Source organism: Mesorhizobium sp. M0833 (assembly GCF_040319905.1).
Lineage (GTDB): Bacteria > Pseudomonadota > Alphaproteobacteria > Rhizobiales > Rhizobiaceae > Mesorhizobium.
This window is the reverse complement of record NZ_JAMYOQ010000029.1, coordinates 58,857-73,244: the sequence shown is the minus strand read 5'-3', so window position 1 is coordinate 73,244 and position 14,388 is coordinate 58,857. Positions and strand designations below refer to the sequence as shown.

Here is a 14,388-nt window from a genome sequence, read left to right as displayed (position 1 = left end):
CGCATCGGCAGGAACGCCCTCACATGTCCCACCCCAGCCGCCCGCCCCGCGACACGCACCCCCAGATCGCGACCGCACAGCCCGCCCACGCCCGCCCCCCCCCCGCCACCCCCCCACCGCCGCCCCCCCCCCCCCCCCCCCCCCCGCCTGTCCTCAAGCGGCCTTGACCGCCGGCATCGGATGGATTGCATGGAACGGAACGCAAAGCCGGTTCCAGGTATTTATCATGCCGAGCGCGACCGACAGCTTGACCAGCTCCTCTTCCGAGAAATGCTCGAGCGTTCTTGCATAGAGTTCGTCCGAAATATCGTTGTCGGCGATCCTGGTCAGCGCGTCGGTCCAGGCGAATGCCGCGCGTTCACGCTCGGAAAACAGCGGCGATTCCTTCCAGGCGGAGACGAGATAGAGCCGTTGCTCGCTTTCGCCGTCGCGGCGCGCTTCGCGGCTGTGCATCTCGACGCAATACGAGCAGCCGTTGATCTGCGACGCCCTGAGCTTGATCAGATGCAACAGGCTTTTTTCGAGCCCGCATTCGTCGACTGCCTTGTTGAGCGCCGACACCGCCTTCATGATCTCCGGCGCCGCGCCGAAAAATTGCAGCCTCTGTTTCATCGTCTGTAGCCTTTCATGCTTGCTTGGTTGAACTTGATTTCTGCGGCCGCTGATGGCGTTCGACGAAGGCGCAGTTCGCGGCGATCGAAAGGGGATCGGCGTCCGCCGTGTATTCTGCAACGATGTCGGACAGCCGGGCGTCGGCGAGCGCGGCGCGATAGGCACGCTCGGCCTTCAGCATGGCTACGTTGATGCCGCAAGGTTTGACATAGACCGAGGCATCGAGCTTCGCTGGGCCGCGCTGGCGGATTTCGGCGCAGCGGAAGGCCGGTTCGCGCCCCTCGACGGCCAGCACGATATCGAGCAGCGTTATGCGTTCCGCCGGCCGCGCCAGCCGGTAGCCGCCGTACGGCCCCGGCACCGATTCCAGAATGCCCGACGTTGTCAGCATGTTGAGATGCTTAAGCAGATAGCTCGGCGACAGCCCGAACGCTTCCGCCATGGCAGCACCCGGCATAGTCGCCGCGCCTTCCATGCCGGCTAGCATGGCGGCGCAGTGGATGGCCGCTTCGACGCCCTCGCCCAGCTTCATTTCGCTCTCCTATTCATGGATACATGTTATCCTGGATAAGAAGCATCCGCAATATCTATTTGAAAAAAGCGGCGCCCGCAGGTGCCGCTTTCCCACAACGCGCTGTTCGCTACTCCGCCGCCACCTTGGCCATCGGATTGTTCGGATGCGTCGTCCAGTTGGCATAGATCGGCGACACCGGCCTGCCGGTGCGCTGGTCGATCACGCCGGCCGCCAGCGGCTCCATGGTGATGCAATTCTCGACCGGACAGACATTGACACAGAGATTGCAGCCGACACATTCGGCCTCGATTACCTCGAAATGCCTGACGCCGTCGACCATACTGGTGATCGCCTGGTGCGAGGTGTCCTCGCAGGCGATGTGGCAGCGGCCGCATTTGATGCAGGCGTCCTGGTCGATATGTGCCTTGGCGACGTAGTTGAGGTTGAGATACTGCCAGTCGGTGACGTTGGGCGTGGCGCGGCCGACGAAGTCGTCCAGCGAGGCATGGCCCTTCTCGTCCATCCAGTTTTCCAAGCCGGCGATCATCTCCTGCACGATCTTGAAGCCATAGGTCATCGCCGCCGTGCACACCTGCACATTGCCGGCGCCGAGCGCCATGAATTCGGCGGCGTCACGCCAGGTGGTGATGCCGCCGATGCCGGAGATCGGCAGGCCCTTCGTTTCCGGATCGCGCGCGATCTCGGCCACCATGTTCATGGCGATCGGCTTCACCGCCGGGCCGCAATAGCCGCCATGCGAACCCTTGCCGTCGATCGTCGGCTCCGGCGCGAAACTATCGAGATTGACGCCGGTGATCGAGTTGATGGTGTTGATCAGCGACACCGCGTCGGTGCCGCCGGCAAGGGCAGCGCGTGCCGGCTTGCGTATGTCGGTGATGTTGGGCGTCAGCTTGGTGATGACAGGCATGCGGGTGTTGGCCTTGCACCAGCGCACCACCATTTCGATGTATTCCGGCACCTGGCCGACCGCCGAACCCATGCCGCGTTCCGACATGCCATGCGGGCAGCCGAAATTGAGTTCGATGCCGTCGGCGCCGGTCTCCTCGACCACCGGCAGGATCGCCTTCCAGGCATGCTCCTCGCACGGCACCATCAGCGAGACGACTATTGCCCGGTCGGGCCAGTCCATCTTGACCTGCTTGATCTCGCGCAGATTGACCTGCAGGTCGCGATCGGTGATCAGCTCGATGTTGTTGAGGCCGAGCAGACGACGGTCGGCGCCCCAGATCGCGCCATAGCGTGGCCCGTTGACGTTGACCACCGGTGGGCCCTCTTCCCCGAGCGTCTTCCACACCACGCCTCCCCAGCCCGCCTTGAAGGCGCGGATGACGTTGTAAGCCTTGTCGGTCGGCGGCGCCGAGGCCAGCCAGAACGGGTTCGGCGACTTGATGCCGACGAAATTGTTGCGGATGTCTGCCATGCTCATGCCCTCCCGTTCGAGGTCAGTGCCCGATGAATGCTCTCCGCCGCATCGCGGCCTTGCGCGACGGCTGAAACAGTCAGGTCGTCGCCGCCGAAAATGCAGTCGCCGCCAGCCCAGACATTGGCCAGCGAGGTGCGCCCTTCCGCGTCGACCTTGATGCGGCCGGCTTCCAGGGCAAGCAAGGCTCCGCTGCCGTTGAGCGCAGCCGGGACAAAGCTCTGGCCGATCGCCTTGAACACCTGGTCGGCGGTCAGCGTCAGCCGCTCGCCGGTGCCGACGAGCCGGTCGCCGTCGATCGCGGTGTATTCGAGCTCGATCGCCGACACCTTGCCGGCGTCGGCAATGACCCGCTTCGGCTGCAACCAGTGCCGGATGATGACGCCGTTGGCGGCAGCCAGATCCTGTTCGAATTCGGAGGCATTCATGTGCTCCGGGCCGCGCCGATAGCAGATCGTCACCTCTTCGGCACCGAGCAGCTTCGATTGCACCGCCGCGTCGATCGCCGTCATGCCGCCGCCGATGACGACAACACGCCGGCCGACCGGCAGGCTGGCCAGATCACTGGCCTGACGAAGCTCGGCAATGAACTCGACGGCATTGGTGACGCCTTGCGCCTCCTCGCCGTCCGCCCGCAAGGCATTGACGCCGGCAAGCCCCATGCCGAGGAACACCGCATCGTAATTCCTGGTCAGGTCCGACAGCTGGTAATCGCGGCCGAGCGCCTTGCCGTTCTGGATGTCGATGCCGCCGATCGACGTGACATAGTCGACTTCGGCCTGAGCGAAATTGTCGACGCTCTTATAGGCCGCGATACCGTATTCATTGAGCCCGCCGGGCTTCGGCCGGGCTTCCAGTATGGTCACGTCGTGGCCGTGGCGGGCGAGCCGATGCGCGGCCGCAAGCCCGGCCGGTCCGGCGCCGACCACGGCGACCGTCTTGCCGGTCGGTTCGGAGCGCTTGTAGAACTGCTTGTTTTCGGCCATCGCGACATCGGTGGCGTAGCGCTGAAGGCGACCAATCTGCACCGGCTTGCCTTCTGCCACCTCGCGCACGCAGACCTCTTCGCACAGCGTCTCGGTCGGGCAGACGCGGGCGCACATGCCGCCCAAAATATTCTGGTCGAAGATCGTCTTGGCCGAGCCGATCGGATTGCCGGTCGCGATCTGGCGGATGAACAGCGGGATGTCGATCGAGGTCGGGCACGCATTCATGCACGGCGCGTCGTAGCAGAAATAGCAGCGGTCGGATTCGACCAGCGCCTCGTGATGATCGAGCGGCGGATGCAGATCGGAAAAATTGTCGGCATATTGTTCCGGCGAAAGTCGCCCGCCGGCAATGCCTTGCTTGAACTGGCCTTCTGGCATCGTCAGTTCCCCATGTTCTTGTTTTGGGGAAGGCTAGCACGTTTTATTTTTTTATCAATTGGTCAATTTTCGGCGCAAGCCGCTGGAACGGTTCAACAAACATGATAATCAAACTCATATTTTGAGCTGCCTGATGGCTCTGTCGAAAGGCCGAAATGCCGCTTCGTCGGCGCTAGGCGCTTGCATAAGCTTGAGCACTTGATGCCATCCCCCGCGAACGAGGAAGAAACGCATAACAACCATGCGGATGCACGTCTCGCCGGCTAAGCCGCCACGAGCGATATAGGCCGCCGGCGTTCCAGCCGGGCGGTATAGACCGAAGATCCTCCGCTGTAGGAAATTCCAAACACAAAGCGCGCAGGCCACGGGCTGTGCGCCATAACTTTTTTGGCCGCTGTCTGATTTTCGTCGCGAAGATCGTCCTAGAATGGATCGCGCATGAGCGATGTACAAACCGCAAGGAGCACGACAATGCCACAGTCCCCGATGCCCTTCTTCTGGTACGAGCTGATGACCACCGATCTCGACGCCGCCGAGGCGTTTTACACCTCAGTGGTGGGCTGGAGGGGGCAGCCTTTCGAAGGGGCCCCGGGCATGCCGCGCTATATCGTCATGAATGTCGGCGAGCGCGGCGTCGGCGGGCTGATGACGCTGCCCGAGGACGCGCGCAAGATGGGCATGCCGCCGGCCTGGATCGGTTATATCCTCACCAGGGACGTCGATGCCGCAACGGCGTCCCTCAAGAAGGCTGGTGGCGCGGTTCACCGCGAGCCCGACGACATTCCTGGCGTCGGCCGCTTCGCCGTCGTTGCCGACCCGCAAGGCGCGATGTTCAACTTCCTGCAGCCCAGCGGCTCCGACCAGCCGCCGCTACCGTTGGCGACACCCGGCAACATCGGCTGGCATGAGCTCTACACGTCAGACTGGAAGGCGGCGTTCGATTTCTATTCCAGCCAGTTCGGCTGGGAGAAGGGCGACGCCATGGATATGGGTCCGATGGGCGTCTACCAGCTTTTCGCCTTCGGCGGCGAGCCGGTTGGCGGCATAATGAACAAGCCCGAGCAGATCCCGGCGCCGGTCTGGCAGTTCTATTTCAACGTGCCCGGCATCGACGCGGCAGCCAAGCGTGTCACCGATAATGGCGGCAAGATCCTCATGGGTCCGATGGAGGTTCCCGGCGGCAGTTGGATCGTGCAGTGCACGGACCCGCAAGGCGCCCATTTCGCGCTAATGGCACCGACGCGGTAACAGGCCGCGCCAATTGCGGGGCCGCCTTGGTGCGGCCCCAAGGCTGCAGCACTTCTCACGACTCACTCACCGACAGTTGATGGCAGGCCGGATCATGTGAATGGTCCGGCCTTTGGCGATGACCTATGGCCGGGCGAGGTGAAAATGGAGTCGTAAATGAAGCTTTTCGAAGGCCTGGCCGGATATCAACCGTTCGCTCTTGCCGCCTTGCGCATCATGACGGCGCTGCAGTTCATCGAGCACGGCACTCAGAAACTTTTCAATTTCCCTGTCGGCGACCATGCCGGCACCCTGAGCGGGCTGTCGCTGACTGCGGCCATCCTGGAATTCGCCGGCGGCATCCTGCTGGTATTGGGGCTTTTCACCAGGCCGGTGGCATTCCTTCTCAGCGGCGAGATGGCGATCGCCTATTTCATGGCGCACATGCCGCGCGACTTCTTCCCGGTCAACAACGGCGGCGATGCGGCAATATCGTTCTGCTTCATCTTCCTCTATCTGGTGTTCGCCGGCGCCGGCGCCCTGGCGCTGGACAACCGCCGGGTTTCGTAATTGACCGTCTCCCGGCCGTGGGCCCGCTGCCTCCGGCAGCTCCCCGGCGTTCGGAACCTTTCGCCGTGCCACCGGCACGGCGAATTCGCTGTGCGAGCCGGTTCCTCACCCTCTCATCCGTTCGAAATTCGCGTCGAACAGCGGGGTCGGCTGCATGCGCGCGGCGTGGCGTTTGCCCAGAAGCTCAATCTCGAAACCGTAGGCTTCGTCGGCAATCTCTTTCGGCACATAGCCGATGGCGACGGACTTTTTTGAATGATGGGCGTAGCCACCGGACGTGACCCAGCCGCGCACGGCACCGCCATACCAGATTGGCTCGTCGCCGATGACGTCGGCATCGGCAGCATCGACGACAAAGGCCCGCAGCCGCAGTCTGCCGCCTTGCTTGCGCTCGGCCAGCGCCGCCTGCTTGCCGATGAAATCGGACTGCTTGCCGTAGGCGACGAAGCGGTCGAGGCCGGCCTCCAGCGGCCCATAGATCGGCCGGTATTCGCGCGCCCATGAGCCGTAATTCTTCTCGAGCCGCAGCGCATTGAGGGCGCGCGAGCCGAACAGGCCGATGCTGAATTCCTCCCCCGCCGCCATCAGCGCCTGGTAGGCGGCACGCTGATATTCCGGCGCCACCCAGATTTCGTAGCCGAGGTCGCCGGTGTAGCTGACGCGCCCGACCAGGCACGGCGCCATGCCGATATCCATCCTGGTGATGGCCATGAATGGAAAGGCCGTATTCGACACGTCAGATCGTGTGACCTTTTCAAGAAGCTTCCGCGCGCTCGGCCCGGCGATCGACAGGCCGGTGAGTTTTGCTCCCAGCGCCTCGATGCTGACAGAGCCGTCCTTCGGCAGATGCGCTTCGAACCAGCGCATATGGTACTGCTCGGCGACACCGCTGCCTGCCAGGAACCAATCGTCACTTTTAGAATTGCCGAGATTGGCCAGCGTGAAATCGCCGATCAGCCTGCCGTCTTCCTTCAGCATCGGCGCCAGCGTCATGCGGCCGGATTTCGGCAGCTTGCAGGCAAGCAAGTGGTCGAGCCAGGCCGCAGCGCCCTCGCCGGTTACCCTGTATTTGGCGAATGACGAGATTTCCGACAGACCAACGCCTTGCCGAACCGTCTCCACTTCTTTCGCGACATGCTCGAAATCACTCGAGCGGCGCCAGGAGAATTCGTCCTTCACGCCTTCGGGCGCGTACCACAGCGGCACCTCCAGCCCATAGGCGACCCCCCATTGCGAGCCCTTCGCCGACAACAGATCGTAGACCGGTGTCGTCTTGAGCGGCCGGCCGGCCGGTAATTCCTCGTTTGGGAAGCGGATCGAAAACCGCCGCGAATAGTTTTCGCGCACCTTGGCGTTGGTGTAGCCCATTGTGGCCCAGTCGCCGTAGCGCGAAACGTCCATCGCCCAGATATCGGCACCGGGATCGCCTTCGATCATCCAGTTCGACAGCGCCAGCCCGACGCCGCCGCCCTGCGAGAAGCCCGCCATGACACCACAGGCCACCCAGAACCCCGGCAGGCCGCGCACCGGCCCGACCAGCGGATTGCCGTCCGGCGCGAAAGTGAAGGGTCCGTTGATGATTTGCTTGATGCCGGTGTTCTGGAACGCCGGGAAATGCCGGAAGCCGACCTCCAGCGACGGTGCGATGCGGTCGATGTCGGGTTCGAGCAGTTCGTGGCCGAAATTCCATGGCGTTTGGAACTCGGACCATGGCTTGTTGGCCTTTTCGTAAGTGCCCATCAGCATGCCGCCGCGTTCCTGGCGCAGATACAGCTCGCCATCGAAATCGACTGCATGGATGATCTCCGTACCGGTCTTCTGGTTCCAGGCGGCGACTTCCGGCATGTCCTCGGTGATCAGGTACATGTGCTCCATCGCCAGCACCGGCAGCTCCAGCCCGACCATGCGGCCGACCTCGCGCGCCCACAGGCCGCCCGCGTTGACCACATGCTCGGCCACCACCTCGCCCTTGTTGGTAATGACGCGCCACAGCCCGTCGGTGCGCTGCACGATGTCCTCGACCTTGGTAAAGCGCTCCACCTCGGCACCGAGCTTGCGCGCGGCCTTGGCATACGCGTGGGTCACGCCCGACGGATCGAGATGGCCGTCCTCCTTGTTGCGCACCGCGCCGACGAACTGCCTGGGATCGATGAGCGGCATCAATTCGGCCGCCTCATCAGGCGAGATCTCCTCCAGCTCGATGCCGAGATAGCGGCCCTTGGCGACGACGCCACGCAACCAGTCGAGCCGTGCCTCGGTGGCGGCCAGCAGCACGCCGCCCGTCAGATGCACGCCGGTCGCCTGCCCCGACAGTTCCTCGATCTCCTTGTAGAGCGAGATCGTGTATTTCTGCAGTTTGGCGACGTTGGGATCGCCATTGATCGTGTGCATTCCGCCGGCCGCGTGCCAGGTCGAGCCGGAGGTCAGCTCGTCGCGCTCCAATAGAACGACATCGGTCCAGCCATGGCGGGCGAGATGGAACAGTACGGAGCACCCGACAACGCCACCGCCGATAACCACGACCTTTGCATGCGTTTTCATGAGATTCTCGTCATTTCAAAGAGTTGGATGGGTTTTATGATTCTGGAGGAGAAGTGAATCCGAACAAGGAGAGTTGGCGCTTAAGGCTCGCTTTGCCCGATCGCTTCCTTGCGCTTGGCCACGTACGCCTCAAGCGCCTCGCGCCTGGAGATTTCCATCACCGGCTCGACATAGTCCTCCAGCGCCTTCTTCCACAGCCTCGTCGCACGCGCCGTGGCGTCGAGCCCACCGGCCTCCTGCCAGGCCTCGTAGTTCTGCCAGTTGGACAGCATCGGCTGGTAGAAGGCCGTGGCGTAGCGCTCCAACGTGTGCGGCTCCCCGAAGAAGTGGCCGCCGGTCGGCACCGCACCCAGAGCCTCGACGGCGAGCTCGGCCTCGTTGACTTCGATTGGGCGCAAAAACTCCATCATGTGCTGGATCATCTCGACGTCGATGATGAACTTTTCGAACGACGCAGTCAGCCCGCCCTCCTGCCAGCCGGCGGCGTGGTAAATAAGGTTGCCGTGGCCGAGCACCGCGCCCCACAGCGCCATCAGCGTCTCATAGGTGCCTTGCGCGTCGGCGGCATTGGAAGCCGATCCCGGCGTTGTGCGATAAGGCAGCTTGTAGCGCCGCGCCAACTGTCCGGACGCTATATTCGCCTTGGTGTTTTCAGGCGTACCGAAGGCCGGTGCACCCGACTTCATGTCGACATTGGAGGTGAAGGCGCCATACATCACCGGCGCGCCGGGGCGGACGAGCTGCGTCAGCACCACGCCGAGCAGCGCCTCGGCATTCTGCTGGGCGAGCGCGCCGGCAAGCGTCACCGGGCTCATCGCCCCCATCAGCGTGAATGGCGTTACCGCCACCGACTGGCCGAACTCGGCCATTGTCATCAGCCCCTCGGCCATCATCTCGTCGAAGCGGCGCGGCGAGTTGACCGAAATGATCGTGGTAACGCCGGGATCGTCGCGCATCTCGTCAAGCGTCAGTCCGCGCGCGATTGCCATCATTTCGATGCCGTCGAGCGCCCTGCCGCGGCCGATGGCCGAGACGTGAAAGCTTTTGTCGGTCAGTGTCAGATTGGCAAAATAGGTGTCGAGGTGACGGGAATTCGCCGGCAGCTCCACCGGCGCGCAGACCTGGTTGCCGAGCATGTGGATGCAGTTGAAATGCTGCGCCAGCCGGACGAGATCGGAATAATCGCGCAGATTGCCGGCACGGCGGCCGCGCTCCATGTCGTGTACATTCGGCGGCCCGGCGACAAGCGTGAAGTTGATGGTATTGCCGCCGAGGTGGACGGCATGGGCGGGATTGCGCGGCGTAAGCGTATAGCTGGACTGTGTCGTCTTCAGCGCTTTGTCGATCATGCCGCGATCGATGCGGACGTTCATCGAGGCATGATCGACCTTGGCCCCGGCCTTCTCGAACAGCCACAGTGCCCGCTGGCTCAGCACCTCGATGCCGAAATTCTCCAAAATATGCATAGAGGCTTCGTGGATCGCCTCGATCTGGTCGGCCGACAGCATCGCCATCGGCGGATAAGGGTTTGTCACCCGCCTGAGCGGCAGTTGGGGGATGGCGGTCGGTCCCCTGTTGCTGGTTCGCTCGGCGCCGCGCTTGCGTCTTGGTTCGCTCATGCGGCGCATCAAAGCGCCGGCATGAGCATCGGGCTGTCAAGAATCCGTCACCTGCGGGCGTGATTTTAGCCAAGGCGCCATTGTGGGAATTTCACGTCGGTAAAAGCGACAGCAAACGTCGGAATGTTTATACCTGCTCAGGTGTTGGCCAAAGCGGCCGATGAGCCGTTAAGGAAGACAGCAAGATTCCTTTTATGTTTTCGGCCTAATGCACTTTCAATGCGTAGGTCGAGTTTTAGTAAAATTGTAGCGATTGCCGTGCCGCTGGCGCTTTCGGCCTGCGCGACGCCGCCGAATCACATCAACGATGTGTGCGCCGTTTTCGACCAGAATGACGGCTGGTTCGACAATTGGCAGGCGGCGGCACAACGCACCGAGCAGAAGTACGGTGTGCCGGTCCCCGTGCTGATGGCGACGGTGCGCAAGGAGTCCGGCTTCAAGAGCAATGCCAGGCCGCCGCGCACCAAGCTGCTGGGCTTCATTCCCTGGAAACATATCTCCAGCGCCACCGGCTTCTCGCAGGCGCTCGACGGGACCTGGGCGCAATACCAGAACGAGACCGGCAGCTGGGCGGCGCGCCGCACCCGGTTTGCCGATGCCGTCGATTTTGTCGGCTGGTATCATTCCAAGACCGCCGACACGCTCGGCGTCGCCCGCAACGACACATACAATCTGTATCTCGCCTACTATCTCGGCTGGAATGCCTACAAGCGCGGCAGTCGCGGCGACGCCGACGTGCAGCGCTATGCGCACGCCACGGAGCAGATGGCGCAGGACTACGCCGCGCAGCTACGGCAATGCGCGCCCTAGCCTACTAACGGCTCTCAGCCGCCCTTGGGTTTGCGCGGCTTGCGCGTGGCGTCCTCGGCCTGGCGGCCGTCACCGACAGTCGGCGGCATGATTGGTGCCACCGCGCTGTCGTCAGAGCTTGAGGTACCGCCGGTCTCTGAAACCTCGTCGCGGACCTCGTGACGGCGGGCCTTGGCGACCGCTTCGGCATTCTCCGCTGCCTGACCCTCGGCATCGGCTTCCGCGCTGCCGGTCTTTCCATGCGGGCGTTTGGGCGGATCACCGGCAAAGCCCGGACCAGTACCGTGCGGCGCATCGTCCGGCACGCCCTCATTCGCCGCGTGCTCCTTGTCGAATTTGATCACCGGCTCCATTTTCGCCAGCACGTCGTCGGCCAACCAGCACAGGCTCATATGGCCGGCGCCGAGGTGCTTGACCGGCGGCACCTTGGTTTCGCAAAGATTGTCCGGCACCAGCTTCTTATAGCCGCAGCGCGTCTGGAACGGACAGCCCGAGGGCGGGTTCATCGCCGACGGAATGTCGCCTTCAAGCACGATGTGCCTTTTCACCACGCTGGTGTCGGCGATCGGGATCGCCGACAGCAGCGCCTCGGTGTAGGGGTGATAGGGCGGCGAAAAGATCTGGTCGGTCGTGCCTTGCTCGACGATATAGCCGAGATACATGACGACGACGCGGTCGGCGATGTAGCGCACCACCGACAGATCGTGGCTGATGAACAGCATCGTCGTCTTGTTCTTGCGCTGGATATCCATCAGCAGCTCGGTCACCGCCGCTTGCACTGACACATCCAATGCCGAGACCGGCTCGTCGGCCACCACCACCTTGGCGTCGCCTGCAAAAGCCCGCGCCACGCCGATGCGCTGTTTCTGACCACCTGAAAGCTGGCGCGGCTTGCGCGACTCGAACGCCCTTGGCAGCTTCACCAGGTCAAGCAATTCCAGCATCCGCTTGCGGCGGTCGGCCACCGTGTTGCCGACATTGAACTTTTCCAGCGTACGGATGATCTGCGAACCGACCGAATGGCTCGGATTGAGCGTGTCGAACGGATTTTGGAACACCATCTGGATCGATGACACCGTGTCGACGCTGCGCTTCTCGATCCCGGTCGACTGGATCTCCTTGTTGCCGAGCTTAACGCGGCCGGAGCTCGCCGTTTCGAGGCCGAGCAGCACCTTGGCCAGGGTCGATTTTCCGCAGCCGGATTCGCCGACGATAGCGACGGTCTCGGATTCGCGGGCCATGAACGAGATCGTCTCATTGGCCTTGACGACGCGGCCCTCGCTCGAGCCGAACACTTCGCTGCCGCCGACCTTGTAATACTTCCTGAGGTCTTCGATCTGGAGCACCGGCGCACCGGGCACCACCCGCTCGTTGACCTTCTTGGCGCCGGGCGGCAGCGCCTCCCAGTCGATCTCGTTGAAGCGCACGCAGCGCGAGAAATGCCCGTCATGGCCTTCGACCGCGATCATCGGAATTTCGGCGGCGTTGCAGACGCCCTCGACGAAATGGTGGCAGCGCGGGCCGAAATTGCAGCCCTTCGGCCGCTCGTGCGGCAGCGGCAACTGCCCCGGGATCGAGATCAGCGGCCGCGAATTCTTGTCGGCGCCGGGCAGCGGGATCGAGCGGAACAGGCCTTGCGTGTAGGGATGGCGCATCCGGTCGAAGACATCCTTGATCTTGCCGGTCTCCACCGCTTCGCCCGAATACATCACCGTAATGCGGTCGCAGGTCTCCAGGATCAGCCCGAGATTGTGCGACACGAAGATCATCGAGGTGCCGAACTTCTCGCCCAGCCCCTTGACCAGGTCGACGATGCCGGCTTCCACCGTCACGTCGAGCGCTGTCGTCGGCTCGTCGAGCAGGAGCAGCGCCGGCTTCGACAGCAGCGCCATGGCAATGACGATGCGCTGCTGCTGGCCGCCCGAAAGCTGGTGCGGATAGGAACGCATCATGCGTTCGGGATCCGGCAGCTTCACCGCGCGCACCATTTCCAAGGCGCGTTTATAAGCTTCGTCCTTCGACACCTTGTCGTGGATAAGTGGCACTTCCATCAGTTGCTGGCCGACCTTCATTGCCGGGTTCAGACTGGCCATCGGCTCCTGGTAGATCATCGCGATCTTGTTGCCGCGGATGGCGCGCAGTTCCTCGTCGGACAGTTCTCCCATGTCCTTGCCCTGGAACTTGATCTTTCCGCCGACGATCTTTCCGATGTTGGAGAGGTCGCGCATGATGCCGAGCGACACGGTCGACTTGCCGCAACCGGATTCGCCGACAATGCCCATTGCCTCGCCGGGCATGACCGTGCAGGAAAAATCCATGACCGCCGGGATCTCGCCCTTACGGGTGAAGAAGGAGATCGACAGGTTCTCGATCTCGATGATCGGCTCATTGGTCGGCCCACTGGTCGGCTTGGCGGGATTTCGAACTGCCTCATTCATGGGTCGCTCCAATCCTTGTTCTTCAGGCACGTCGGGCCGAACCCGGCATCGGTCTTCCCGGCGTCAATCTTTCCCGGCATCAATCTTTCATAGACTGTTCGCGCAGCGAATCCGCCAGGAGGTTGAGGCCGAGCACGAACGACATCAACGCGATCGTCGGCGGCAGCGCCGGGTGGATGAAGGAGCGCAGCAGCCGGCTTGCATCCTTGATCGCCGTGCCCCAGTCCGGGCTTTCCGGCGCTAGTCCCAGCCCGAAATAGCCGAGCGTGCCGAGCAGGATCGTAGTGTAGCCGATGCGCAGGCAGGCGTCGACGATCAGCGGCCCGCGCGCATTGGGCAATATCTCCCACAGCATGATGTACCAGGGCGATTCACCGCGCGTCTGCGCCGCCGCAACATAGTCACGTGTTTTGATGTCCATGACCAGGCCGCGCACGATACGGAACACGCCCGGGCTGGAGGCGAACACCACCGCCACGAAGATGTTGAGCTGGTTGGGATCGATGTGGATGATCTTGAACGGATCGGCATCGAAGACAAGGCCGGCATAGATCCAGCCGCCAAGTACCAGCGTCAGGCCAAGCAGGATATAGAGGCGGTCGGGACGGTTCTTGTAGCGCGTCCAGAACAGCACACTGAAGAAGATGATCGGAAACAGGAAGAACAGCCCTGCCATCGCGTAGGGGATCGGCGTGTCCATGATGCCCGGCGTCACCAGCAGGTAGAACAGCAAGATCACCGGGAAGGCCAGCACAAGGTTTGCGAGGAAGGACAGCACCGTATCGATCCTGCCGCCATAATAGCCGGCCGGCAGGCCGAGCGTAATACCGACCATCAGCGCAAAACCGGTCGCCGCCGGCGCGATGATCAGCACGATCTGGCTGCCATAGACCATGCGGGAGAACACGTCGCGGGCGAGCTTGTCGCCGCCGAAATAGTATACAAGTTTCGACGCCGGCTCGATTGCGCCCGGCAGCGAGTCCTTCATGATCGGCACCTGGGCAAGCGGATCGAAGGGGGAGATGGTCGACGCGAAGATCGCCGTAAACAGCCAGAACAGGCAGATGCCGACGCCGACGATGCCGACGCCGCTGTCGAAAAGCTGGCCGTAAAGGCCTAGTTTCTTCTTGTAGCCGAAGCTCGCTCCCATCACCAGGGCAAGAGCGATCCAGACCGGCCAGAAGCGGGCAAGCACGCCGAGTACGACGTTGAGGGCGCTGAGATATTCGACCTGCATCCGCCCGGTCTC

11 protein-coding genes are annotated in these 14,388 nt (G+C 62.8%); 3 read left to right on the top strand and 8 right to left on the bottom strand.

Going from position 1 to position 14,388, the window contains the following annotated elements; genetic code table 11:
* Positions 1–153: 153 nt before the first annotated feature.
* The 4 genes from NKH98_RS26000 to NKH98_RS25985 all read right to left on the bottom strand — a co-directional run bounded on the left by NKH98_RS26000 (position 154) and on the right by NKH98_RS25985 (position 3,934).
* The gene (locus NKH98_RS26000) at positions 154–612 is read right to left on the bottom strand and encodes a carboxymuconolactone decarboxylase family protein (protein WP_352899967.1); all 459 of its coding nucleotides are present in this window, start codon (positions 610–612) and stop codon (positions 154–156) included.
* A 13-nt stretch (positions 613–625) separates the two neighbouring features.
* A complete protein-coding gene (locus NKH98_RS25995) occupies positions 626–1,144 on the bottom strand; it encodes an RrF2 family transcriptional regulator (protein WP_352902846.1) in 519 nt (172 codons plus the stop codon).
* A gap of 109 nt (positions 1,145–1,253) precedes the next feature.
* Positions 1,254–2,567 carry an NAD-dependent dihydropyrimidine dehydrogenase subunit PreA gene (preA, locus tag NKH98_RS25990; RefSeq protein ID WP_352902855.1) on the bottom strand — a complete coding sequence of 438 codons (1,314 nt, stop codon included), beginning with the start codon at positions 2,565–2,567 and terminating at the stop codon, positions 1,254–1,256.
* Positions 2,568–2,569: 2 nt separating this feature from the next.
* Entirely contained in the window at positions 2,570–3,934 is a 1,365-nt protein-coding gene (locus NKH98_RS25985) for an NAD(P)-dependent oxidoreductase (protein WP_352902843.1), read from the bottom strand.
* A 471-nt stretch (positions 3,935–4,405) separates the two neighbouring features.
* Here NKH98_RS25985 and NKH98_RS25980 point away from each other — a divergent pair, with 471 nt between their 5' ends.
* Positions 4,406–5,182, top strand: a complete 777-nt coding sequence (locus NKH98_RS25980; RefSeq protein WP_352902840.1) for a VOC family protein — start codon at positions 4,406–4,408, stop codon at positions 5,180–5,182.
* Positions 5,183–5,338: 156 nt separating this feature from the next.
* Positions 5,339–5,731 (top strand): DoxX family protein, encoded by a 393-nt coding sequence (locus tag NKH98_RS25975; RefSeq protein WP_352703416.1) that lies wholly within the window; start codon positions 5,339–5,341, stop codon positions 5,729–5,731.
* A 105-nt stretch (positions 5,732–5,836) separates the two neighbouring features.
* Here NKH98_RS25975 and NKH98_RS25970 read toward each other — a convergent pair whose 3' ends face one another.
* Together NKH98_RS25970 and NKH98_RS25965 are read right to left on the bottom strand one after the other, a co-directional pair.
* Positions 5,837–8,272: a GcvT family protein gene (locus NKH98_RS25970; protein ID WP_352902837.1), complete on the bottom strand. Its 2,436-nt coding sequence runs from the start codon at positions 8,270–8,272 to the stop codon at positions 5,837–5,839.
* 80 nt (positions 8,273–8,352) lie between these two features.
* The gene (locus tag NKH98_RS25965) at positions 8,353–9,891 is read right to left on the bottom strand and encodes a trimethylamine methyltransferase family protein (protein ID WP_352902834.1); all 1,539 of its coding nucleotides are present in this window, start codon (positions 9,889–9,891) and stop codon (positions 8,353–8,355) included.
* 219 nt (positions 9,892–10,110) lie between these two features.
* Between NKH98_RS25965 and NKH98_RS25960 the strand changes: the two genes are divergently transcribed.
* The gene (locus NKH98_RS25960; protein ID WP_352505546.1) at positions 10,111–10,701 is read left to right on the top strand and encodes a transglycosylase SLT domain-containing protein; all 591 of its coding nucleotides are present in this window, start codon (positions 10,111–10,113) and stop codon (positions 10,699–10,701) included.
* A 14-nt stretch (positions 10,702–10,715) separates the two neighbouring features.
* On the opposite strand, the gene NKH98_RS25955 is transcribed toward NKH98_RS25960, so the two are convergent.
* A complete protein-coding gene (locus NKH98_RS25955) occupies positions 10,716–13,139 on the bottom strand; it encodes a dipeptide ABC transporter ATP-binding protein (protein WP_352902831.1) in 2,424 nt (807 codons plus the stop codon).
* Between the two features lie 79 nt (positions 13,140–13,218).
* Positions 13,219–14,376, bottom strand: coding sequence for an ABC transporter permease (locus NKH98_RS25950; protein ID WP_352902828.1), 1,158 nt, complete (start codon positions 14,374–14,376; stop codon positions 13,219–13,221).
* Positions 14,377–14,388 lie beyond the last annotated feature (12 nt).